The following is a 26253-nucleotide window of genomic DNA, read 5'->3' on the forward strand; positions in this document are numbered from 1 at the left end:
TCTTACCACATCTAAGGATAAATCATGCAGTCACCTCAATCGACACAGTCAAATTTATCACCGCTAGTGCCGGCCTATGACAGTATTTTAGAGTTGGCGCCTTATCAAACAGGAAAGCCTGTTGAAGAGTTGACGCGTGAGTATGGCATCTCAGATGTGGTAAAGCTGGCCAGTAATGAAAACCCGAGGGGCTGCTCACCGCATGTGACGTTGGCAGTGACTGAGCAATTGGGTCAGTTGTCGCGTTATCCTGATGGTAATGGGTACTATCTAAAACAAGCTTTGGCTGATTTTAACGATGTCAATGCGGATCAGATTACCTTAGGTAATGGCTCTGACGATTTGCTTGATATTTTGGCGCGTAGTTTTGTAGGTGCTGATGACACCATCGTTTATAGTCAGTATGCGTTTATTATTTATCCGATGCTGGCTAAAATGCAGGGGGCAACGGCTATAGAGGTGCCTGCTCATCGCTTTGGTCATGATCTAAAAGCAATGAGTCAGGCGGTTCAAGACAGTCCCAGTACTAAGATGGTGTTTATTGCCAATCCTAATAACCCAACGGGCACTCAGCTTGAGCGTAAAGCGCTACGCGAGTTTGTGGCTAGTGTGCCAAGTTCGGTGTTGGTAGTGTTAGATGAAGCTTATATTGAATACAGCCCTGAAAGTAACAATCGCGCGCTGTTAGATGAATTTAACAATGTGGTGATTGTCCGTACGTTTTCTAAAGCGTATGGATTAGCAGGTCTGCGTGTCGGTTATGCACTTAGCTCAGTACCGGTAGCAGATTTACTCAATCGCATTCGTCAGCCATTTAATGTCAGTCGTGTGGCACTTGCTGCGGCCGCGGCGGCACTTACCGATCAGGACTTTATCGAAAAAACTCGAGTGACAAATGATGAGCAAATGCGTTGGTTGGAAAAACAGTTTGACGCGCTCGGATTGGGGTTTGTTAAATCACATGCCAACTTTATTATGGTCGAGGTAAAATTTGAGATGGAGGACACCACGGCTGCTATGATTCACCAAGCGTTACTGGAACAAGGTGTTATCGTGCGGCCACTGAGCGCTTATGGTCTACCTAATTGGCTGCGTATTACCGTCGGCTTAGCAGAGGATAACCTGCGTTTGATTGATACCTTGCGCTCTATCTTGACCGAAGACTGATAAAGTAACTATCTTTTTCAAAGAGATAAGTCTCTCTGTTAGCCACTAAATTTTATGATACGAACGTTAGACTGTTTTGTCGAAATGAACGTTCGTTTGCACAACGAGAAAAGCCGTGAGTCGTCAGCAAAAAAATCATCAGAATAATAATCACCCCCTTTTAACCACTCAGCCGCCATTATTTAAGCAAGTTTGTGTGATTGGACTTGGGTTAATCGGTGCCAGTCTTACACAAGCCATTAAAGACAATGGTTTGAGTGAGCGCTTAGTCGCCGTCGATCGGCATGGTCCAAGTATAGAAGAAGCCATCAAACAAGGATTGCTGGATGCGGGCAGCTCAAGACTGAGTGAGGTGGTCGATGGTAGTGATTTGATTGTCATTGCGGTACCAGTACAGGCGGTACAAGCAGTGTTCAGTGATATTAAACAGGCGATGGATGACGGGCAGCTTGCTACCGATTGCATGATTAGCGATGTCTGTAGCACCAAGCTCAATATCATTGAGGCGGCCAAAGCGGTGTTTACTTCTTTGCCAGTGGGCCTGGTGCCAGCGCATCCGATTGCTGGCGCTGAGAATTCAGGGTATCATGCCAGGCGCGCTAACTTGTTTGTCAATCATAGCGTTATTATCTGTGAACTACCCACGACCAATGAGAATTCTATTGCCAAGCTACGCCTGTTGTGGGAGTCGGTAGGGGCAACGGCTATGTCAATGGCCGCTGATCATCATGATGCGATATTGGCCCACACCAGTCATTTGCCACACTTACTGGCGTTTAATTTGGTTGAGCAGCTGGCAAGCCATGATGACAATTTGGATATGTTTCGCTATGCCGCTGGTGGCTTTCGCGATTTTACCCGTATTGCTGCTAGTGACCCTAAGATGTGGCACGATATATTTTTTGCCAATCAAAGCGCGATTGTCAGTGCCCTTGACGAGTATGGCGTCTACCTACAAACCATGCGCCAGCTTATCATTAATAAAGATTCAACCGCCCTGATGGGACTTTTGGGCCGTGCGCAAGCCGCGCGGCGACATTTTGGCCATATGTTAGCCAGCACCCCTTATACGGATACTACTGCCATGTCAGCTTCTTATATTATTACGCCAAGCAACACCGTTTCTGGCACGATTACCATTCCTGGTGACAAGTCTATCTCTCATCGCAGTATTATGCTGGGTAGCCTTGCAACAGGCGTGACACAGGTTACTGGATTTTTGGAAGGAGAGGACGCACTTGCGACGTTGCAAGCGTTCCGTGACATGGGCGTGAGTATTGAAGGGCCTGATAACGGCAAGTTAACCATCCATGGGGTTGGTATGCATGGCTTAAAACCGAGCAAAACCCCGCTTTATATGGGTAACTCTGGGACCAGTATGCGCCTGCTGTCTGGTATCTTAGCGGCACAGCCATTTGATAGTGTGCTGACTGGGGATACCAGTCTAAACAAACGACCGATGGAGCGTGTGGCTGCACCGCTACGTATGATGGGTGCTGTCATACAAAGTACGGGGCATAGTGGGACCGCGCCACTCAGCATCACTGGACGAGATACGGTCGGCAAACCATTACAAGGCATAGCGTATGATATGCCAGTCGCTTCTGCACAGATTAAGTCTTGCTTGCTATTAGCGGGTCTATGGAGCGAGGGCACCACAACGGTGACTCAGCCAGAAGTCAGTCGTGACCATACCGAGCGTATGCTATCAGCCTTTGGCTACCCTGTGACAGTAGAAGGCAACCGCATCAGTGTAACAGGCGGCGGCACACTGACAGGTGGTGATATCGCCGTACCTGCTGACATCTCTTCAGCGGCCTTTTTTATGGTGGCTGCTGCCATCAGTCAAGGTAGTGAGCTGACCCTCACGCAAGTGGGTATTAACCCGACACGTACTGGCATTCTTGATATCTTAAAATTAATGCAAGCCGATATCAGCTTGAGTAATGAGACACATGTAGGCGGTGAACCAGTCGCAGATATTACGATTCGCAGCTCAAACCTGCAAGGTATTGAGATACCGGAGTACTTAGTGCCGCTGGCGATTGATGAGTTTCCAGTGTTATTCATTGCGGCTAGCTGTGCTAAAGGCCGCACGGTATTGACGGGGGCAAAAGAGCTTCGGGTCAAAGAATCCGACCGCATTGCGGTTATGGCCGACGGTTTGCAGACGCTTGGCATTGATTGTACGGTCACGGATGATGGGTTAATCATTGAAGGCAAAGGAACTGCAAGTAACGGTGCTGCAAGTCAAAGCGGCAACGTCAATAACAGTCACCCTATCTTTGGTGGTGGCCAAATTACCTCACATCATGATCATCGAATTGCCATGAGTTTTGCGGTTGCCAGTTTACGGGCTTCAAAGCAAATTGTCATTGAAGGGGTCGAAACCGTCAATACCAGCTTCCCAGGATTTGCTGAGCTTGCCAATCAAATTGGTATGTCCATTCAAGTTGATGATGCGAGCGCTTAATGCTTGATGGCTTCGCTTTTAAGAAAGTAAGTCATGCACCCATAGACTCATCCATAGGGTAATAGTGCTTATTTACTGACTTTTAGATAAATGTGTTTCAAAATAGTGGTTATCGTTAGCAATGTGTTGATGTCGATACGGACATTCGCACATTGCTTTTTAACTTGTGTCCTACTTGTAGTAACCCTGTGTTTTTGCGGTTCACCTAAAAATATAATCATAACTAGGCGACCATGCGCGAGAATACGCTTTGCTCTAAATGAAGTTGTACTGACTTATGACTACTCAAAACGTCGTCAAGAAACCGGCTGTCCCTATTAAAACGACCAGACGTGGCATCGTAACCGCGCTGATTGCTTTTTTTATCTGGGGCGGTTTTCCGTTATATTTTAAACAGTTGGCTGCCTATGATGCAACCGAGATCATTGGCCACCGGATTGTCTGGACATTCATGTGCTTACTTATCGTATTGGTGGTCACCAAACGCTGGGGGTGGGTCGATACCCTAAAGAAAAACCCAAGATGGATCGCATTTTCTTTTATATCGGGTTTGATTATCGCAACGAATTGGCTCACGTATGTATGGGCGGTCAATCACGACCGTATACTTGAAGCCAGCTTGGGGTATTTTATTGGGCCGTTGGTGGGCGTGGCTTTATCAATGATTTTATTCAAAGAGCGCTTGCGACCTTTGCAATGGATCGCCATTGGCTTTGCGCTACTCTCTGTGGTTATCCAAGTGGTGATGATTGGTAGTCTTCCTTGGATATCGCTCATCTTGGCTTTTAGTTTTAGCACTTATGGTACGATTCAACGGCAAACGCCTCTGACGGCTGTCGATGCCATGTTTGTTGAAACAACGATGTTGGTGCCGATTTGTCTGTGGTGGTTTTGGCAGGCAGATGTGGTCAGTAGTCAGCTGAGCTTTTGGTTCAGTCCAAGCATTTGGCTACTGATGATTGCAGGTCCTATTACCTTGATACCGTTGTTACTGTTTAATAAATCGACCAAGCTGGTGGCCTATAGTATTTTAAGTTTTATGAACTATCTGACCCCGACCTTTATTTTCTTCTTAGCGGTGTTTTATTATAACGAGCATTTCGATTTACATCGTTTGGCGGTGTTTGGGTTGATTTGGTTGGGTCTGCTCTTGTTCAGCATTGATTTGTGGCGCCATCGTCCCAGTAAAGTATTAAAAGCTGAGCGTCTACGTGAAGAGGCGTTGCAGCAAGTTAAATAAAAACCTTCCACTAAAAATGTGAATTAAAAATTAGCAAACAAGGATGACAGCATGTTTCATACCCAATCTGACGTAGTATTTATAAAAGGTTTAAAAGTAGAGGCGGTGATTGGCGTGTATGAGTGGGAACGCGCGATCACTCAGCCATTATTGATCGACATCGCGCTTGAGACCGATATCAGGCGTGCCGCTAAATCGGATGATGTCACTGATGCGCTGAACTATAAGGCGGTCTGTGATGATGTGAGCGAGTGGTGCCAAGCCATTAAAGCGAAGCTACTTGAGCATTTGGCTGGACAAATCGCAGACAAATTGCTGACTAAATATGCCAGTCACAAAGTCACGTTAAGTATTGCCAAGCCGACTGCCATTCAGCAAGCGGATGCGGTTGGTGTGCAAATCACTCGTCATGCCGCCGCTTCCTCTGATGAGCCTGCGGTGAACCACGCTGATAACCATCAATCTAACGATGTATAAAAAGTTGGCTGACTTGAATTTTGAGAAGTTAGAAAAGCGTGCGCCCGAAGCGTTGCAGGCGCAAACGTTGACGGCTGTCGTATTGGCTTTGGGGAGTAATTATCACGCTGAGACGTATTTACCGATCGTGCGCGAGCATCTAGCAGCGTTAGGTGAAATGCAGCTATCTAGCGCTTTTCAAAATCCGGATTTTACAGCGACTCTTGCGCTGCCAAAACCTGACTATACCAATCAGTGTGTCTATCTGTCTCTAAAATCGTCCACAACGTTGCAAAAGCTACAGCAAGTGCTAAAACAATTTGAATGTGATTGTCATAGGCAACGCTCAACAGAACGGTCGCTGCCTATAAAAAAAGTCACCATGGATATTGATATACTGCTCGTGAATGTGGGTCTTTCCAAAAATAGCCTAAGCAAAAATGAGACATCTAAGTGGGTAGTGATGTCAGATCGTTACCCATTCAAAGCGCATGAAAAAACTGGCATTGAGGAGTTGATAACGACTGGTTTTTTAGGCAGTTAAAAGACCATTCAAACGAGAAAGCTGTTATCAACAATATTGCGTATTTTTCTTACTGAAGTCTGAGCAGAACATGTAACCTAACTGACTTCCTTCTCTCCAAAATGGGGGAAGGAAGCTGAAGACTGGTAGACGTTTTACTTTAATGTCGCGTCGGCTTCATCTGCCTCAGCACGACCAATGACATCTAAGTCTTCTAAGCAGAGCTTATCGTATTCTTTTTTGCAAAAATCAGGATCGAGTTGGCACATCGCGGCTTGTAGCTGATCTAGACGATTTTCTGATTGTTGAATGTGCTCGAGCATTTTAGCAAACGCTTCTGCGACAGGGTCTTGTGAAGAGGGGTCAATACCATAAGCCTGAAAAGCGGTGGTGCGTGCTGTGCTGGCATTTGAGTTTTTAGTCTGGTTTGTATTTGCGGTACCGGCCTGTGCTACTTTTTCTTGCTGCTTGGCATCTTGTACTTTGGTGGTGAGGGGATTGCCTTTTTCATCATGATGGTCTGAGATCATACGGGCTGCACTACCGACCATGGTGGCGCCTGCTGGGACAGGTTTGACCACCACCGCATTTGAGCCTATTTTTGCGTTTTTACCGACGGTAAATGGACCCAAAACTTTTGCACCCGCACCAACTGTGACACCATCTTCTAGCGTTGGATGGCGTTTGCCATTATTCCAAGAGACCCCGCCCAACGTCACACCATGATACAACGTGACGTCATTACCAATCTCAGCGGTTTCACCAATGACGACGCCGACACCGTGGTCAATAAAAAAGCGCTTGCCAATTTTTGCGGCAGGGTGAATCTCGATACCAGTCATGATGCGTGAGCCGTATGAGACAACACGTGCTGCCAGCTTTTGTTCGTTATTCCAAAGACAATGCGCCCCGCGATGTAAGATAAGCGCATGAATGCCAGGGTAGGTCAGTATGACCTCCAGGCTATTACGTGCCGCAGGGTCACGGTTGAACACCGCATCAATGTCTTCTTTGAGCTCTTTTTTGATACGGGTAAGCGATTTGAACAATTTGGATGGCAGTGACATAAAGCGTCCTATCTATTCGTCGGTAAAGTGTCGTTTCTAAAAAATCTTACAGCTTTCTCTTAATTTATCACTATTATCTTTTAATGTTAGTGAAATTTTATTTCTGCTTGCGCTGTTCCAGTTATAGCAGCTTTGCACTACAAAATATAGTGATGAGCCATCAAAAAAAATTGCCGATAAACGAATATCAGTTTATTAGGGCGTGTCCTCATTTTAAAAATGGTGATAAATTGCAGTCAAACAGCGGCAAAATTTAGCCATTTTTAGTCCAGTTAGATGACTATCGATTGATTGAGGACACGCCCTAGCATCAATTTTAGTGGTCAGAATACTACTAATAGGCTGTCAAAACCTCATGCTAGCTGCACTATATTGCTTTTAAAGTATTTTAACTATGGTTGGCTTTAAGATTAAATCGGCTGCCTAGTCTTTTGAGATTTTAGCAATCACAGCACTTAACAGCTGGTATTCTTTTTGGTCAAGCTGTAATCGCGAGCCCAGTCTGGAGAGTCTCGACGGCAATGATTTTAAGTGCTCGCTGTCTGCTAAACCGCGCTGAACCATCAGCTCGGTCATACGCTGAGTAAGCTGTTGCAGCTGCTGCTGGGTAATGGCTGGCTCATCCCATTGCTGACGTATATGGACGTCTACTGTTGGTTGAGCCGTTGTGCTCAAGTTGTTATCTAGGTTGTTGTTGGTCGTTTGAGCGTGTGTCTGCGCGTAAGCAAAGATAAAGCTGGCAATGACTTGTACGGCTGAGGCGACATTGAGAACGGGATAGGCTGGGTTGGCATCGATTTGAATGTGATAGTCTGCGTAAGCCAACTCTTCATTGGTCAAGCCACGATCTTCACGACCAAATAAGATGGCAATATTTGGTTTGCTTGAGGACGGAGCGCTTGCATTGTCATTGGCTATATCGAGAGTGGACTGCTTATCGACAAAATCAAACATAATCTTGGCCGCTTGCGTTGGTGTCACCACAGGACGTGGTAAATGACGACTACGACTACTGGCGGCAAACACAAGCTGACAGTCCGCTAACGCAGACTCTAAGGTAGGTACTATCATTGCGGATGACAACAGATCACTACCACCGGCAGCGTGAGAAACACTGGTGTCATCAATCGGCCGCTTAGGGTCAACGACCGTCAAACGTGATAAACCCATGGTATGCATGGCACGGGCGGCCGACCCAATGTTGGCGGGCAATGTTGTGTTAACCATGACCACTTGCACACAAGCAAGATAGTCACTCACACTATAAGCTTGGGGTGCTGAGGCGGTAGATGATGAATAATCGTTACTCATTTATTGTCCCAAACGTTGATTTATTTCTTGTTCAGCACGTTGTAGTGCTACTGCGATGTCTTCAATAAGTGCAGTTTGCTCACTGATGCGGTGTTCACAACATAGTTTTTGTAATTGACTGCTAAGGTTCACCAGTTGCGTGGTACCCAAGTTGGCGCTCGCGCCTTTTAGGGCATGGGCAATTTCAAAACCGTTGGTATTGTCGTTTTCTTGCTGCGCGATTCGTAGGGACGCGACTCGCTGTTGACTGTCAGTCATATACACTTGTATCAAATCAGCAAAATCTTCTTCTAGCAAGTCACGCATATCTTCAAATTGCTCATGATTAACAATTTCCTCAGTCTGATTAGTCACCGTATTACGTGGGATGTCAACCATAGTTTTATATCCAGTTTTTGAAAGTTAAAGTAATAAAATCGCTATGACAGATTTTTTGCGGTAAAAAAGCCTTAGTTGTAATGGAAGTGTAAGTTATCTTCACTCACCATGCCCTTTAACTGCTGTAAGTTGTCGTCGTTAGGGTAGATGCGCCAATGCTCAGATAGACCAACATTCGCAATACCGAACGCCTCATAAATGCTGAGCCCAAGTGGCAGACAGTTATCATTAATGGACGTATCGGTATTACTCAACGCATTATTGGCATAGCTATTGCCATTTTGCAGCGCATCTTGACTCATATCATTTTCTAAAGCCAATAAATCATTACCGTCTTCATCGTACAAGCTACCACCCATAGCAGGATCATAAACGCTATTGTTACTATGGCCACCTTGCTCGTCCTGCTCACTGTTATACGCTAAGCGCGGTGCAGGTATGATGTCTGCTTGTGCTGATTTGAGTAAAGGTTGCAAGCGTGTGAGCAAGTTAACGTCGCTACCATGAACTTTTATACTGATTTTTTTGAGCCAACGCAAGCGCGCGTCAACCATACTCATGGCACTATCAAGACGCGCAAATAAACGTCCATCACGCTCACGGATACTGCCTTTAATAATAACCACTTCATCGACTTTTAGCTGCTCTTTAACACGGTTAAAGCGCTCGGCATAACAGCTAACTTCAAGACGAGAAGACCCATCATCCAAGGTAATCACATTGCGATTACCAAAATTGGCAATATCGATAATAAGGCCTGCAAAATAGCAGCTGCCGTTATAGCCGGTATCAGTGAGTTTATCTAGTCGTATGCCTGAGGTATAACGTTTTAGCTCATCCAAATACTCATTGATGGGGTGTCCGGTCAGGTATAGTCCCAAGGTGTTTTTTTCAGCCTTTAGACGATGCTTATCACCCCAAATGAGCTCTGGCGTCATTACCAATGGTGGCGCGGCGACCACGCCATCCATCTCACCAAACAAATCCATCATACCGATCTCGCGGTTTTGGCGGTCTTGTTCAGCGGCTTGCACAGCACTTGGCAACTGACTCATCAATGCACCGCGGATCTCGTAAGCCGCGTCTGCTGGCAAGTCAGGTCGTAGTGTCGCTGCAAAGTCATCAAAACAGCCTGCGCTTACTAACGCTTCAAGCGTGCGTTTGTTGACTTTTTTGATGTCTACTCGGCGACAAAAGTCATATAAGTCTTTAAAAGGGCCATTCGTGCGACGGGCTTCCACAATGGACTCTACCGCCCCTTCACCAACGCCTTTAATAGCCCCAAGTCCATAAATAATGTTGGTCGGGGTGTCAGCAACGAAATGCCACTCACTACGGTTAACCGATGGATTCACCACGGACAACCCAAAGTTTTCACGGCAGTCGTTGATAAAGAAGACGACATTGTCGGTGTTGTTCATATCAGACGTTAGGACTGCTGCCATAAACTCAGCAGGGTAGTACTGTTTTAGATAGGCAGTCTGATAAGCCAAAACGCCGTAAGCTGCCGAGTGTGAGCGGTTAAAACCGTAACCGGCGAACTTCTCCATCAAGTCAAAAACGCCGCCTGAGGTGACTTCATCAATGCCTTGGGAAGTGGCACCTGTCACAAAAATATCACGCTGTTTGGCCATCTCTTCGGGTTTTTTCTTACCCATGGCGCGGCGCAACATATCTGCCCCGCCTAAGCTATAGCCCGCCATCACTTGCGAGATCTGCATGACCTGTTCTTGATACACAATAACGCCGTTGGTGTTTTCTAAAATTGGCTCAAGATTGGGATGATCATAAATGACTTCTTCGCGGCCGTGTTTACGGTCGATATACATCTCTACCATGCCCGCATCGAGCGGACCTGGACGATAGAGCGCACACATAGCGATCACATCTTCGATATTGGTCGGTTGTAATTTGGCTAAGTATTTTTTCATACCCATGCTTTCTAACTGAAAGACGGCCGTGGTTTTAGCGTCTTGCAACAGCTTATAAGCTTTGGTGTCATCTAATGGCAAATCTTCTAATACCAAGGCATCAACGCCTTCTTTAGCGCGGCGTAGATTGATGTTTTCAACCGCCGCGTTAATGACGGTTAGATTACGCAACCCTAAAAAGTCAAACTTCACCAGTCCAACGGCCTCGACATCATCTTTATCAAACTGACTGACGCGATGACCGTCGTCATCACAGTAAATGGCGCTAAAATCAGTGATTTTATGCGGTGCGATCAGGACGCCACCAGCGTGTTTACCGACATTGCGACACACCCCTTCAAGTTTAATGGCCATCTCCCAAATCTCAAGGGCGTCTTCATAGTCCATGTTGTCAGGATTGGAGATTAAGTCTTTAAGCTGTGGTTCTTGCTCAAGTGCTTGGCTCAGCGTGATACCGGGTGTCTTAGGGATCAGCTTAGATATTTTATTGGCGAGGAAGTATGACTTGCTTTGTACGCGCGCCACATCGCGCACCACCGCTTTTGCTGCCATCGTACCAAAGGTGATGATCTGTGAAACCGCGTCACGACCATAAGTTTGCGCCACATAATCAATAACTCGATCACGACCTTCAATACAAAAGTCGATATCAAAATCAGGCATGGAGACACGCTCAGGATTTAAGAAACGCTCAAACAACAGATCATAATGGATAGGGTCAAGATCAGTAATGTTCAAAGCGTAGGCAACGAGTGATCCTGCACCAGAGCCACGACCAGGACCTACGGGTACACCATTAGCCTTTGCCCAGCGAATGAAGTCCATAACGATGAGGAAGTAGCCGGGGAAGCCCATCGATAGGATGATGTTCAATTCATACTCTAGGCGTTCGTCATATCTTTGACGAAAGTCACCCCAGTTGTCACGACGCTCGGCAACAGGGAAGAGCTTGTCTAAGCGCTGTTCAAGGCCACGCTGGGACTCTGCGCGAAAAAACGACTCAATCGTTTCACCCTCAGGTACTGGAAAGTCAGGCAATACATTAATGCCAAGCGTCAAGGTCACATTACAGCGTGTGGCTAACCGTAAGGTATTGTCAATAACCTGAGGAATATCCTCAAATAACTGTGACATTTGATCTTGAGTTTTAAGGTATTGCTCATCTGAGTAGGTTTGCGGGCGATTTGGATCAGCAAGAACGTAGGAGCCTGCAATACAGACACGGGCTTCATGCGCATCAAAATCATCTTGTTCTAAAAACCGCACATCATTGTGGGCAATGATAGGAATGGCGTGTTTGGCCCCTGAGTGAATAGCGGCTTTAATAAACGCGTCTTCCCCTGAGCGATTGGTCCGCTTGATGGCAAAATATAAGCGATCGTCAAACTGCGCTTGCCATTCAGCGAGTAACTCATCGGCTTTTTCTGGCATAGAGCCGACTAAGGCCTGACCCACGTCTGATTTTTCAGCGAGCAGTACGATCACACCTGCTGCATGCTCTAAAATATGGCTGCGCTTAATGACCGGCGTGCCATGATTGACAGGGTCAGCGCGTCCTTCGGTAAACCCAAGCGAGACGATACGGGTAATATTTTGATAGCCCTCGTTGTTCATCGCAAGCAGGGTTAACCTTGTGTCTTCATTATCCATGATGACTTCACTGCCGATAATCGGTTTGATACCAGCGCCTAGGCAGGCACGATAAAACTTCACCGTCGCATAAAGGTTGGATAAGTCAGTCAACGCAAGCGCGCGTTGATTGTCAGCCGCGGCGGCTTTGACCAGCGGCTTAATACGTACGATAGAATCGGTGATGGAATATTCGCTGTGAATACCAAGGTGTACAAATGCCATAGAGGACTCTTACGGATACGAGCAAAAAAGAGGCTAATAATAAAATAAAGCTATTATTATCAATGTTTTATTAAGAAAAAATGAGACAAATAATACAGTGAAAGTTGTATGTATTCGTTTTAAATTAGGTCGGTAATAATACCATTATTTGCCGTAGACGGCCACTGCTTGAATTTAGTAATTGCTATTAGATAGACCGTTTGTTTCTTACACTCAAGTGCGAACTATTGATGCTTTTTGCTCTAATAATTGATAGTATAAACATTTGTTACTAAGTTATTAAGATAAAGGTGACTATACTTTTCACGCACACTGTACAGGCAGTCAAAAAAAGACGATAACACTATGAGTAATATTACGAAGCTGCCCGCATTTGGTGACATGTTAAATGCAGGAATACAAACCATAAAAAACCTAAGTACACGGAATACTATTGGTCGCACTGTGTTTTATAGAGAGTTTGAAAAGTCGGCGCAAATTGTAAACGATCATAAAGAAATCAATTACATGAGTAATTACGACGTACGTCATGAATGTCATGACGGCTCACCTTGTTATGATGAAATTATTGATTTGATTTTATTGTGCTTATCTGCGATGGGTTTGGTTAAAGAGGATAAGTTTAGCTTGGTACCGAATTTAAATCAAAACTTCGCTAATTTTATTACTTTTGATGAAAAAGTAACGCCAAAAAATATCATACGTTTAGACCCTTTTGGTAAAGTCTACTTTTGGTTAGCTGGAAACAATTTTACTCAGTATATCGGTGAAGGTATCCCAAACAGTGACTACATTGCCAATTTAAAGCGTTTTGATAATAAAGCTTTTGCGGATTTGCAAAAAGTAAATATTGCTGCGTATGGTAAAAATGGTGATGCACTTGTTAATCATTTAATAGAAGAGACTCAGCGTCGAACATCTATATTTATGAATAATTATGCGGATGCCACCGTTGGCAATGACTTCGTCAAAGTAACGCCGGACATGATTATGGCTCAGATTGAGAGCTTATCGCCCTTACAGTTCGAATGGTTCTGTCTGAAACTGATTGAACGCTCTTTAGAAATTGAAAGCCCCGAAAGTAACTTAACTTCTCGTCATACAGGACGCTCAAACGACAATGGTATTGATGGCCTTATTATTCAGGATTTCCCAGATGGCGAGGTGCATAACTATTACATTCAAGCCAAACTGTACAGCACCGGCAATAATATCTCTAACGGCGATTTGAGAAATTTTATAGGCGCTTACCCACCACAAAAAACCAATCATCATGGTTTGTTTATTACCACAACAAGCTTTACCAAGCCTGCACAGGAATATGCCAGCTCAACTGATTCGCACAGTCTTATTCTGATCGATCAAATGAATCTAATTGAGCTTATGATGCAACATAAAGTGGGTTTGAAAGAAGTAAATGCCAAACCAAAGTTGTTACTAGACAACGAATTTTTTGAAAAAATTAAATTATATTGATGTTTGTTGCCCTGTCTATATAAAGAGACAGGTATTAATAAATCAATATCCAACCACCGCCGCATCGACAATACGTGGATCAGAAGATCCATAAACGCCATTCGGGGTGATCATAATCGACTGCGTGGAGCCCATCGCGGCTTTTGGGCTAATCGTATGCCCCATTGATTCTAGTTTTTTGATGGTATCTACATTGAGCGCTTTTTCGATACGAATCTCATCGGGCAACCATTGGTCATGAATGCGCGGTGCGTGAGTCGCCTCGGCGATATTCATATCATGGTCGATGACATTTGAGAGGATTTGGGTGACCGTAGTAATGATGCGGCTACCACCTGGGCTACCAGTGACGATATAGGGCTTGCTGTCTTTGAAGACCAGCGTTGGACTCATAGAGGATAGCGGACGCTTATTGGCTTCAACGGCATTTGCCTCACCCCCTAGTAGGCCGTAACCGTTCGGCACACCCGGCTTGGCAGAGAAATCGTCCATTTCATTATTCAATAAAATACCTGTCCCCTCAGCGACCAGACCCATGCCGTAAGAGAAGTTTAGCGTATATGTATTCGCTATCGCATTGCCATCCTTGTCGACAATAGAAAAGTGTGTGGTCTGATCACTCTCATACGGGAGTGGATTGTTGGCCTTAATTGTCGATGCTGGCGTGGCTTTGTTTGGATCAATCAAACTTCGTAACTTATCAGCGTAAGCTTGTGACGTTAAACCGCTGGCAGGGACATCGATAAAATCAGAATCTCCTAAGTATTCAGCACGATCCGCATATGCCAACTGCATGGCCTCCGCCATTAAGTGAATGGCTTGGGCGCTGTTTTGTCCGTAGTCTTTTAGCGGATAGCCTTCTAAAATATTTAAGATTTGGACGATATGAATACCGCCAGAGGAGGGCGGCGGCATAGAGACAATCTCATAGCCACGGTAGTCGCCTTTTACAGGCTCGCGAGCGATGGCTTCATAGTTGGACAAATCCTGTAAGCTCATCCGCCCGCCCGCGTCATTGACTGCTTTTACCAATTTACTGGCCGTTTCACCTTTATAAAATCCATCGGCTCCTTTGGCAGCGATCAGCTTGAGTGAACGAGCAAGCTCCGGTTGCGTCAAGCGCTCGCCCGGCTGATAGGCGCTGCCGTCAGCTTTAAAAAACACCTTCTTGGTACTTGGCCACTTTTGTAAGCGCTCGCTTAATGCCGTGAGTGATTCAGACAAGCCAGCAGTGACTTCGATACCATCCTCTGCCAATGCTATCGCTGGTGCCATGACTTGCTCGCGGCTCATTGTGCCGTGATCTTCTAGCGCTTTGAGCAGTCCTGCGACTGTACCCGGTACGCCAACGGCGAGACCATGATAACGAGATAAATCACTAACGGCATTGCCATCACTATCCAGATACATATCGCGAGAGGCGCTACTTGGGGCTTTTTCACGATAATCGAGTGCCACGGTTTTGTCCTGCTTGGCATCATAAATCATCATAAAACCACCACCGCCAATGTTGCCTGCGCGTGGTAAGGTAACGGCTAGCGCAAAGCCAACAGCAACCCCAGCATCCACAGCATTACCGCCATCTTTTAAAATCTGAAGCCCGATATCAGAGGCCAGCGCTTCTTGGGTGGCGACCATGCCATTCTTTGCCCAAACTGGATGATGAATGGCATCTTCAGAATAGATGGCTTGGTCACTATTAGCATTGTGGGCAGTGTTAGCCGTAGATTTAAGGGTGCTGGTTTTTGCTCGGGTGATGCGCTTGGTTTCAGACAGGACGGTTGGATTGTCAGCCATGATGGCTAAGTTTATCGCGCTGGTATTGATGGCGGTGGTGTTGACCGTAGCGTTATTGACTGAAGTGGTTGGATCTGCCGCATGCGCGGAGACAGACAAAAATAGCGTACTACTGATAAATAAGATACTGGATGTTAGGAGTGTGTTAATTTTTGGTTTATTTTGCTGAGCCGTTTGACGATAAGAAAGTGATTGTGACATCGCAAAGTCCTTTTTACGTGAGTGGGAATGTAAGCTTACAAGAAGTTGAGCTCATCAAGTGACAAAGAGATAAAGGTATCTGAATAGTAGCGAAAATAGGGAGTGGGAGAAAGGTGTTTATGACAATTTACTTTTTATCTTGTTCAGACTGCGAGTATTGTTACAGCTGCTAGAAGCCATTTGGTATCATTTTGGAGTCATTGATTGGGTACACAATGAGCGGGTGGGTGTATGGTGGTAGGCGAAAAAAAGTGCACCGTTTATACGATGCACTTTTTGATTTGATGACACTTAGTACTATAAGACACTTAGACTATCAGACATGACGCATGAATGTCATTCTGTCTTTAACGATGATTTACATACCTTGGTGCTGTTTACCATGCATTTTACGGTGTTCTGAGCCTTTATGACCTTTAGCCATTTTTTCAGCTTTTAATTTGGCCATTTTGTCGCGCTGCTCAGGCGTCAAGACTTGAGAGATGGCGTGTTGCATTTGTATGCGTTCGATAAAGCGCTGTTTTGCTTTAGCGGCTTGCTGATTGGCCAAACGATTGACGGCAGCGTTGTTTAGCGTGCTTGCATTGGTCAGCGCTTGCACCTGCTGGTGCATTTGCGCACGCTCTGCTTTGTGTTGGGCGCGATCGGTTTTATAGTCACCGTGTTTTGCTTCTATGATGGCTTTGATTTGTGCTTGCTGCGTCGCAGTCAGATCCAACTGGGACATGGGGCCTCTCATACCGCCTTTTTTCATCCCATCTTTATGCTGCATTTTGCTGGTCTTGGGCGCTGTGTCAGTGGTTGCATTGACGCTAGTACACGCAGTAACGGTAAATACACTAGATATGGCGATTACTGAGCCCAATAGTAGTTTTTTCATGATGATATCCCTTATTTAACTTAATTTTATATGGAGTGGTTAAATGAACAGTAAGGTCTTACTTGGCCAGTATCAGCTTTTCAGCATTTTTTAGGACAATAGATAAGTGCCATATTTACTGTTGATAGTGGCTATCTTACGACAGTTAAAGGTTACGAACATTTATGAAATATTAAGAAAGGTAACGTTTATGGCGTATTGATCAGCACATGCCTGATAATATGAGCGATAAAGCTAGGTAACGCTGAAGGAGACAGACGTGCCAAATATACTGTTAGGCGACGATGATGAAGAGTTGACTCAGTTATTACAAGAGTATTTGCACAATCATGGTGTGACATGCGATTGCGTCCACGATGGAGAAGCAGTGATTCAGAAACTTAAGACGGCGAATAGTAAGGTTGTGACTTATGACTTGCTGGTACTTGATATTATGATGCCAAAAATCGATGGACTGAGTGTGCTACGTCAATTACCAAGTATCAGTGATATCCCCGTGATCATGCTGACGGCAAAAGGGGAGGAGATTGATCGTATCATTGGTTTAGAGCTTGGCGCTGATGATTATATTACCAAGCCCTGCAATCCTAGAGAGCTACTGGCGCGCATCAATGCAGTGATTAAACGTACTAATGTGGCTGCATCGGAGCACATGCCTTTACCTGAAAGTCGCTTACAACTTGATCAAAATCAGCGAGTTTGCCAGATAGATGGCACAGAGTTACAAGTGACTGGTACCGAGTTTGATCTGTTGGTCGCGCTGCTTAAACAAAAGGGTGAGGTCGTCAGTAAGACGTGGCTGTCAGAGCATGTTTTGCAGCGTGAATTGCAGCCGTTTGATCGAAGTCTTGATGTTCATGTTTCGCGTCTGCGTAAAAAACTACAACCTTTTCACGATGAACCGATCAAAGCGGTTCGTGGGAAAGGGTATCAGTTGGTACTTTAATGATGGATTCAATGATGAAAACGCCTATATTTAAGGTACGAGTCACCATTTTTTGGCGTCTATTTTTAAGTCTGTTATTGACGATTTTAATGACCTCTGTTTTGTCTATTATAGTGGAGCGTTGGCTGGTTGAGAAAGAGCTGACGGCTCGCATGGATGTGCAAATTGACCGTTTACTGATTAAGCGTCAGGAGATGGTTGACGCGTTACAAGCTGGAGATTTGACGACAGTCAGGCAGATGTATCGTCAAGACCGTTGGCTGATGAGTCAGGTTAGAGTCTATGATGAGCAAGGGGCCATCATGTTTCCGCGCTATCTGGATAGGGGTGAGCAGCGCAGGCAAGAGCGTATGCAAGAGGATAATCAAACGATAGATTCGTCATCCATACAAACCGCACAGTCAGTACCAGCCATGTCCAAATTGGATACTATTAAAAAGTCGAAAGACGACGATGGTGTGTCGCGTGATAAGCCGTCTGTTTTAAACCATATTCTATCCCCAATGGTACCGCGTAGCGCTACGTTAGCTGACCCTGATAATCGCCCTGAATTGGCTGACGTGACAGTTGTGTTGCCAGACAAGCAGACAGTCATTATACAGCTGCGCCCACATTTGCGTTTCTCAGATGTGATAGAGCTGCAACGTGGCAACTTTCCGATACGTTTGTTATTGATTATTGTTTTTAGTGTCTTAGTCTGTGTCTGGCTCAGTCGTACGCTGACTCGGCGCATTCGCCGTGTCCAACACACGGTGCACCGTATGATTGACGGCGACTATCAGGCTCAACCAAATCTATCCAAAATGGGGGATGATGAGTTGGGGTTATTGGCCAAAGATGTGGCCAAACTGTCCACGCGCTTGGCTGAGAGTGAGCTGGCACGCAAGCAGATGTTAAGTGATATCTCACATGAGCTACGCTCGCCATTGGCGCGTCTGGAAGTTGCCACTGAGCTGACTCGCGACTTTGCTCCTAATGCCAGCCGTTACCTTGATCGCATTGATAAAGAATCTACACGTATGAATGAGTTGATTGGACAGATCATTCATATCCAATCTTTACAAATGCAGCAATACACTGTCGATAGTCTAGAGAGTGAAGCGGTCGATATCTCTGAGATTATCAGTGAGATTGGACAAGATGTTTGTTTTGAGTTTCAACATAAAAACGTGAGCTGGCAATGGCAATCACCCAAATTTTCATCAAAAAATTCTCCAATAACTTCTTGGACGGTGCTTGGCAATCAAGAACAGTTGCACAGTGCCCTTGAAAATGTCATCCGCAATGCTTTTATGCACACGGCCTCTGATTCAGTGGTGATGGCTGACGTTAAAAAAATAGAGGTGGCTAATAAGATACCTGCTATTCAAATCAATATAACAGATGCAGGCGGCGGCATTGCAGATAAAGATCTAGAGCGTATTTTTCAACCGTTTGTACGCCTTGATTCTGCCCGTCACCGAGAAACTGGGGGCTATGGGCTGGGGTTAGCAATTGTCCACGCTGTGGTGATGGCACATAAGGGATATATCAATGTTTATAATCGCCAAGATGGCGTACAAGGATTGACGGTGCAGATAGTACTGCCTATGAGACACGGAAGGTAAGTTCGTACAGACAATAAAGGCTAAAAACATTATATTCATTTATAAGAATATAACCGATAAGTGGTATTAATCATCGGATAGGCTGCATTGTTACTCTCTATATATTCGGTAATACTAATATATAGAGAGGGTGATAAACACTTACAAGAAAAAACGTCTTGTTAACTTTAATGCAAATGACCGCCTAAAAAAGGCGATAGGATTATAAGCTTATACCCCGTTTTATTTTGTGATATCGACTCTCTGAAAGATAGATTTTATCTCTGATTTTTTCAAATCTGACAAATCTGTAAGGGAGTACATATCATGAACCGCATCTATAAAGTCATCTGGAATGAAGCCTTAAGTTGTTTTACCGCAGTCGGTGAATATGCAAAGGGACGCGGCAAATCTTCCAAATCTAGTGTTAACTCTAACGCTACCATCAATACAACGTCTAATCTGGCTTCTGTCAATAAATTACGCCTAAGTGCTATTGGACTAGGACTGCTGGCTGCTGGTTTTGGTATGCAAACCAATGCGACAGGTACTGACAATCATCATGAGGGTAACTATAGTCATAGCCACGGCAGTCATGGTGTCCACAGTCATAGCCCTGGTAACAACAGTCACAACAATAATTCTAACTCTGGTGGCTCAGGAGGTTCAATAGCGCTAAAGTTTGAAGGGGATAATGCTACAACTATTACACGCAGTGATGGTGAGACACTCAATATCTTAGGCGGTGCAACAGGACCGCTAACGAATGGCAACATTGGTGTCTTTGGTACAGGTGATACTTTAACCATCAAACTAGCTCAAAATATCGATCTTGGTGCTGATGGCAGCCTCAAAACTGGCGATACCTTAGTCGACAACTCTGGTATCAAAATCACGGCTAGTAGTGTAGCCAATAATGTCGTTTTGAGTAGTAGCGGCTTAAATAATGGCAATAACAAGGTAATTAATGTAGCTAACGGGTTGATTAATGCTAGTAGTAAAGATGCGGTTAATGGCTCACAACTGCATAGTTTAACCAATACCGTCGCTGCCAACAAAACCAAGTACTATAGTGTCAATTCAACCGCTACTGGTAATGCCAATAACGATGGCGCAACCGGACCGAATGCTATGGCTATGGGCGGCAATGCAACTGCTACGGGTGGTCAAGCCATCGCTATTGGTAGCGGAGAGAGTGGGCAGAACACCGTAGCTAGTGGACAACAGTCTATCGCTATCGGTGCAAACGTCGTGTCAAAAGGTGCGTCTTCTATCGCTATTGGAGGCGATGATCTAGATGATGCCTCAAAAGCCAATATCAATGGGACCTCAGCATCCACACTCAATGGCGGCGATGTCAATACTACTTTCTTCTCCTATACAGGTCGTGATTTGGTTGAAACGCCGCGCTATAAGGTAAACACTGAGTCAGGTGGTGCCGCCTCCATAGCTATTGGGGCAAAGTCGCTATCTGAAGGTGCACTATCTACCGCTATTGGCATACAGTCCTCTTCATCTGGTGTCGCGTCTTCTGCCTTTGGTATCGGTGCTTCAGCAAGTGAAAAAGGATCAGTCGCACTTGGTGCAGGTTCAGTGGCTAATGTGGCAGGCGGCGCAGATGGCTATGTTCCAACAGGCGCAAGTATGGGAGCGACCACCGCCATCACAGCGACACAAAGCGGCGCAGATTACGGTGCTGTTTCAGTAGGAAGCAGTATTGAGGGCGGTGCTCGTCAGATCGTCAATGTCGCTGCCGGTAGTCAAGACAGTGATGCAGTGAACGTGGCCCAGCTCAAAGCATTAGATACGATCGTTGCTGGCATTGATTTCCCTATTCGCTCTAGCAGTACCCAGCCATACACCACGTCAGTCACAGGCATTGATGCTCTTGCGGTTGGCTCTAATGCTAATGCAAACGGTGATAGTTCAACCGCTGTTGGAGAGAATGCGTTTGCAAACGGTATTCAGGCTAGTGCCTTTGGTGCTGGTGCAGAAGCAACAGCCCGTAGCAGTTTGGCGTCAGGTTTTGAGGCTAAGGCTAAAGGTGGCGAATCAGTTGCGCTAGGTGTCAAGAGTAGTGCAGATGGTTTAGGTGCGACAGCTGTTGGCCCTACTGCTAGTGCGCGAGGCGAAGATAGTGCAGCACTAGGTCGTCGCTCTCGAGCGGATGGTGATGGTGCTTTAGCGTTAGGCGGCTTCTCTAAAGCTGTAGGTGCAAACGCATCAGCGGTTGGCTTTAAAGCTGAAGCTACTAATAAAAATGCGACAGCGATTGGTGTCAATGCTAAAGCCTTAGGCGAGCGTTCAGTGGCTTTAGGTGAAGGTGCGCAAGCTACTACTCTGACAGGTACGGCTATTGGTTCGCGTACGCTCGCTAGTGCAGTACAAAGCACCGCAGTTGGTGTTGGCTCTAAGGCAACTAAACAATGGGCAACGGCTATGGGCTTTAGTTCAGAAGCAAATGGCGTTAGTTCTGTTGCTCTAGGCGATCGAAGTGTAGTGGACGGTAAAGAGTCGATAGCGATAGGTAAAGGCAATACAGTGAGCGGTGCTAACTCAATCGCCATAGGGACTGAGAATGACGTAACAGGCAACAATTCAGGTGCATTTGGTGATCCTAACACCATCACTGGCTCAGGCAGTTACGTGATGGGTAATGACAATACGGTTGGTAACGACAATACTTTTGTTCTAGGTAACGAGGTTAAAACCACTCAAGACAACAGTATTGTGCTAGGCAATTTATCTACTGATCGTGCTGCCACCACTGAAACTGGAATTATTATTAACGGAACGCCTTATACTTATGCAGGCTCAGCGCCAGTAGGGGTAATGAGTGTTGGTTCAGTTGGTAATGAACGTCAGATCATTAACGTCGCCGCAGGCGCTGTCAACGCAACCAGTACCGATGCTGTTAACGGCAGCCAGTTGCATGCGACGAATGAAGCCGTCGAAAGTAACACGACTACTATCAATAAAGGCTTTGGTTTAAAAGCTGCTGATGGTTATGTCGTACAAAAATCATTAGGTCAAGCGGTAGAAGTCGTCGGCTCTAATGACAACATCGACACAAGAGTGAGAAATGGCAAAATAGAAGTCAAGCTCAATAATGATCTTGATCTAGGCAGCAACGGCAGTATCAGTACAGGTAATATCTTTAGTGGCACTCAAGTTAATCGCTTGGGCATGGTCACAGGTGGTCTAGCAATGGGCGGTGTGACTACAGTTAGTGGACTTGGTGTGACGGTAACAGGTACAAATCCATTATCTAATGCAACGTTGACCAGTGATGGTCTAAGCATGTTCAATGGCCCAAGTATTACTAAGTCTAATGGTATCAATGCGGGTAATAAGAAAGTTACAAACGTCAAAGCGGGTGTCTTAGACAAAGACGCTGTCAATGTCAGTCAGCTGAACAGCTCAACTGCCGCTGCTAAAACAGAAGTGGTTGCAGGTACTAACGTTGCTGATGTTGCGAAGTCGACAGGTGATAACGGTCAAGATGTGTATACCGTTAATGCCAATGGCACTAAAACCTCAGCAGGCTCTTCAGCAGTAACAGTAAGCGCCGCTACTGATACCACTAACTTAACTGATTACGCGGTTGATTTAAGTCAAGATACTAAAGACAGTCTGATTAAAGCAGATAATTCAGTGCAGTATAATAACTTAGCCAAAACTAGTGTAACACTAGGTGGCATGGGTTCAACCTCCCCAGTCACACTGACTAACGTCGCTGCGGGCGATATAAGCGAAGCTAGCACCGATGCAGTCAATGGCAGTCAGTTATTTGAAACCAATACTAAGGTTAACCAAGGCTTTGGTTTAAAAGCTGCTGATGGTCAAACGGTAATGAAACAGCTAGGAGAGCAAGTTGAGGTAGTTGGTTCTAATGACAACATCGACACAAGAGTAAGAAATGGCAAAATAGAAGTCAAGCTTAATAACGATCTTGATTTAGGCAGCAACGGTAGCGTTAAGATGGGTTCGAGTTTTCCTTTCGGACTAGGAAGGACAACGACGCTTGATCGTTCTGGTCTCACAACAGGTAATTCCTTATTAAATACAACCGTTGATGGCTTAGGTGTTAGAACAGGTAATGCCCTCGTTAACACGAGAGTTAGTAGTTTGGGTGTTACTGTATCAAACCCATTCTCTACTACCGTTCTATCTAGTAGCGGTCTTAACATTGACGGTGGACCAAGCATGACGACTACTGGTATCAATGCGGGTAATAAGAAAGTTACAAACGTCAAAGCGGGTGTCTTAGACAAAGACGCTGTCAATGTCAGTCAGCTGAACAGCTCAACTGCCGCTGCTAAAACAGAAGTGGTTGCAGGTACTAACGTTGCTGATGTTGCGAAGTCGACAGGTGATAACGGTCAAGATGTGTATACCGTTAATGCCAAGGGTTCTAAAACCTCAGCAGGTTCTGCTGCAGTAGAGGTAAGTTCTACTACGGATACCAATAACATGACTGACTACGCAGTGGACTTGAGTGAATCCAGCAAAGCCAGTCTAGTAAAAGCGGACAGCGCTATACAGACTGTCATCACACAGATTGATGGTCAAAATGTCAAAACTCTGGATAAAACAGACAATACTGCCAATTTCCTAACAGGGGATAATATTGTTCTCACCGCTGAGGACAATGGTATTAAAGTGTCTACAAAGGACAAGGTTGCCTTTACCGAAGTGACTACAGGCAACACCTTGGTAAACACTGGTGGTGTCAGCTTCCTAGAAGGCAGTACCGTCAGACTGAGCAGCACCGGTCTTGACAATGGTGGTAATCAGATCAAAGGGGTTGCTGCCGGTGTGTTAGATAGCGATGCCGTGAACTTTGGTCAATTACAAGCCACGACTACCACAGTGGATAAAGGCTTAAACTTTGGCGGGGATAGTGGGACTGACGTCAACCGCAAGCTTGGTCAAAAGCTCACGGTTAAAGGTGGCGATACTATCGATGCTGATCCAGCGACGAAAAACATTAGTGTCACCGCTAATGGCGCTGATACGTTAACTGTCAGGTTGGCTAAAGATATTAACCTTGGTGATACAGGAAGTGTCACCACTGGTAATACTCAGGTTAATAATGCGGGTATCACTTTATATAACGGTGATAACAACCAAGTGGCGCTGACGAACAATGGGCTTAACAATGGCAACAATAAAATCACGAATGTGGCTGATGGATTGTTGAGCACTACTAGTCAGGACGCAGTGAACGGTCGTCAGTTATTTAAGACTAACGAAAACATCGCTAAAGGCATCAAAATTGGTGATGGCAATAGCGCCAACGACCAGCAATTCGCCTTAGGAGATACCATCAATGTGACCGGTGATAGTAATCTTACTACCGTTGCTTCTGCCACTGGTGTTCAGGTTCGTCTCAACAACCAATTGGACTTGGGCGACGATGGTCGTATGCAGATAGGGGATAGCATCATGAACAGCACAGGTTTTACCTTTGTTGATAATGGCTTTGGTAGAACGGTCTTGCTGAGCAGCCGTGGTTTAGACAATGGTGGAAACCCAATCCGCAATGTCGGTAAAGGCACTCTAGACACTGATGCCGTAAACGTCGGGCAATTAAACGAAGTCGCCGTTGCTTTAGATCAAGGTTGGGGGGTCACAGCTCAAGGTGATATTGCTACCATGGTCAGACAAGGAAGCACGGTTGATATGAATAGCAAAGATGGCAACATTAAAGTGTCTAGAACGTTAGTCAATAATGCTGCTATAGGTGCAAGTGCGGCGGCGGTACCTGCTGGCCCGAATGATATCAGCTTTGATTTAAATCCAGATATTAGCGTGGTTAGCGTCACAGCGGGTGATACCATTATCAACGATAACGGTCTCACTATTGCGGGTGGTCCGAGCGTCACTAAAAGTGGCATTGATGCCGCTGATAACAAGATTACCAATGTTCAAAATGGTGCGGTGACAGCAGGCAGCCAAGATGCCATCAACGGTGGTCAGCTCTATGCACAAGGCAGTGGTATCAGCAGCATTATTGGCGGTAATACCGTCTACAATCCGCTAGATGGTACTTTTACCAATAGTAATATCGGCGGGACCGGTCAAGGCAATATTGATGGTGCGATTGCTTCTATCAGACAAGGTACGATTGCAATCAATGAAAACGTACAAAATAACACCACGGCGATCACCACTAACACCACTAATATTGCCACTAACACCACCAATATCAGCACCAATACTACAAACATCGCGGCCAATAAGGACAGGCTCGATGCTGGTCTCAATTTTGGGGCAGACAGTGGTGCTAATATCAACAAACCAGTCGGGGATGCTAGCGTCTTAAGCTTCACAGGTGGTAACAACATAACGACCACCGCAGAGGGCAGTAGCATCAAATTTGACTTGAATGGTAACATTAACGTAGATAGTGTGACCGCTGGTACGACGGTTATCAACAGCAACGGTATTAGTATGCAAGATGGTCCAAGTATGACCGCTCAAGGTCTATATGCAGGCAATCAGCGTATGACTGGTGTTGCTGATGGGGTAGAAGCTCGAGACGCCGTGAACTTCGGTCAATTAGATGCGGTTAGTAGAAGACTAGGTGACAACATGAATCAATTAGGCTATAAAATTGGTGAAGTTGAAGACGATGCAAACGCGGGTATTTCAGCCGCCATGGCGATGTCCTCACTACCACAAGCCTATATTTCAGGTAAGTCGATGATAGGAGGCGGTGTGGGTACGTACAATGGAGAAAGCGCCGTTGCTATCGGCTTCTCTAAACTATCTAATGACGGTCGTTGGGTCATGAAGCTAAGCGGTACCGCAGATACGCAAGGCAATGCAGGTGCCTCGATCGGTGCAGGCTTCCATTTCGACTGAGTAAGCAGCCGCGCCAAGTATTAAGATGATTAACAAGACACAAAAAAGCAAGACAGTCGCTGTCTTGCTTTTTTATGGATTAAAGAGATAGGGTTTA

Annotated in this window: 15 protein-coding genes; 9 read left to right on the forward strand and 6 right to left on the reverse strand. The window is 45.5% G+C overall.

Translation table 11 applies throughout. The features are described from left to right. Window positions 1–24 precede the first annotated feature (24 nt). The 5 genes from hisC to DVY93_RS04600 all read left to right on the forward strand — a co-directional run bounded on the left by hisC (window position 25) and on the right by DVY93_RS04600 (window position 5880). The gene (hisC, locus tag DVY93_RS04580; RefSeq protein ID WP_230709363.1) at window positions 25–1167 is read left to right on the forward strand and encodes a histidinol-phosphate transaminase; all 1143 of its coding nucleotides are present in this window, start codon (window positions 25–27) and stop codon (window positions 1165–1167) included. A gap of 115 nt (window positions 1168–1282) precedes the next feature. Then, window positions 1283–3640, forward strand: a complete 2358-nt coding sequence (locus DVY93_RS04585) for a bifunctional prephenate dehydrogenase/3-phosphoshikimate 1-carboxyvinyltransferase (RefSeq protein WP_230709365.1) — start codon at window positions 1283–1285, stop codon at window positions 3638–3640. A 277-nt stretch (window positions 3641–3917) separates the two neighbouring features. Further along, on the forward strand, window positions 3918–4880 hold the full coding sequence (gene rarD, locus DVY93_RS04590; protein ID WP_230709367.1) for an EamA family transporter RarD: 963 nt from the start codon (window positions 3918–3920) through the stop codon (window positions 4878–4880). A 51-nt stretch (window positions 4881–4931) separates the two neighbouring features. After that, window positions 4932–5357, forward strand: coding sequence for a dihydroneopterin aldolase (gene folB, locus DVY93_RS04595; protein WP_230709368.1), 426 nt, complete (start codon window positions 4932–4934; stop codon window positions 5355–5357). 4 nt (window positions 5358–5361) lie between these two features. Further along, window positions 5362–5880: a 2-amino-4-hydroxy-6-hydroxymethyldihydropteridine diphosphokinase gene (locus DVY93_RS04600; protein WP_230709369.1), complete on the forward strand. Its 519-nt coding sequence runs from the start codon at window positions 5362–5364 to the stop codon at window positions 5878–5880. Between the two features lie 134 nt (window positions 5881–6014). Here DVY93_RS04600 and cysE read toward each other — a convergent pair whose 3' ends face one another. The 4 genes from cysE to dnaE all read right to left on the reverse strand — a co-directional run bounded on the left by cysE (window position 6015) and on the right by dnaE (window position 12400). After that, entirely contained in the window at window positions 6015–6926 is a 912-nt protein-coding gene (gene cysE / locus DVY93_RS04605) for a serine O-acetyltransferase (RefSeq protein WP_193006373.1), read from the reverse strand. A gap of 423 nt (window positions 6927–7349) precedes the next feature. Next, complete coding sequence (locus tag DVY93_RS04610) at window positions 7350–8237, reverse strand: RNA methyltransferase (protein ID WP_230709370.1); 888 nt, start codon at window positions 8235–8237, stop codon at window positions 7350–7352. Beyond that, the gene (locus tag DVY93_RS04615; protein WP_193006375.1) at window positions 8238–8615 is read right to left on the reverse strand and encodes an Hpt domain-containing protein; all 378 of its coding nucleotides are present in this window, start codon (window positions 8613–8615) and stop codon (window positions 8238–8240) included. 71 nt (window positions 8616–8686) lie between these two features. After that, window positions 8687–12400 carry a DNA polymerase III subunit alpha gene (gene dnaE / locus DVY93_RS04620; RefSeq protein ID WP_230709372.1) on the reverse strand — a complete coding sequence of 1238 codons (3714 nt, stop codon included), beginning with the start codon at window positions 12398–12400 and terminating at the stop codon, window positions 8687–8689. Between the two features lie 345 nt (window positions 12401–12745). On the opposite strand from dnaE, the gene DVY93_RS04625 reads away from it, so the two are divergent. Continuing rightward, complete coding sequence (locus DVY93_RS04625; RefSeq protein WP_230709374.1) at window positions 12746–13876, forward strand: restriction endonuclease; 1131 nt, start codon at window positions 12746–12748, stop codon at window positions 13874–13876. Window positions 13877–13918: 42 nt separating this feature from the next. Here DVY93_RS04625 and ggt read toward each other — a convergent pair whose 3' ends face one another. After that, complete coding sequence (ggt, locus tag DVY93_RS04630) at window positions 13919–15874, reverse strand: gamma-glutamyltransferase (protein WP_230709376.1); 1956 nt, start codon at window positions 15872–15874, stop codon at window positions 13919–13921. A gap of 358 nt (window positions 15875–16232) precedes the next feature. Next, a complete protein-coding gene (locus DVY93_RS04635) occupies window positions 16233–16754 on the reverse strand; it encodes a Spy/CpxP family protein refolding chaperone (RefSeq protein WP_230709378.1) in 522 nt (173 codons plus the stop codon). A 259-nt stretch (window positions 16755–17013) separates the two neighbouring features. Between DVY93_RS04635 and DVY93_RS04640 the strand changes: the two genes are divergently transcribed. The 3 genes from DVY93_RS04640 to DVY93_RS04650 all read left to right on the forward strand — a co-directional run bounded on the left by DVY93_RS04640 (window position 17014) and on the right by DVY93_RS04650 (window position 26156). After that, window positions 17014–17700, forward strand: coding sequence for a response regulator transcription factor (locus DVY93_RS04640; protein WP_198333527.1), 687 nt, complete (start codon window positions 17014–17016; stop codon window positions 17698–17700). Window positions 17701–17801: 101 nt separating this feature from the next. Beyond that, window positions 17802–19307 carry a sensor histidine kinase gene (locus DVY93_RS04645; protein WP_227670182.1) on the forward strand — a complete coding sequence of 502 codons (1506 nt, stop codon included), beginning with the start codon at window positions 17802–17804 and terminating at the stop codon, window positions 19305–19307. 306 nt (window positions 19308–19613) lie between these two features. After that, window positions 19614–26156, forward strand: a complete 6543-nt coding sequence (locus DVY93_RS04650) for a YadA-like family protein (protein WP_230709383.1) — start codon at window positions 19614–19616, stop codon at window positions 26154–26156. Window positions 26157–26253 lie beyond the last annotated feature (97 nt).

It is taken from the genome of Psychrobacter sp. CCUG 69069, from assembly GCF_021023115.1.
Classification (GTDB): Bacteria; Pseudomonadota; Gammaproteobacteria; order Pseudomonadales; family Moraxellaceae; genus Psychrobacter; species Psychrobacter namhaensis.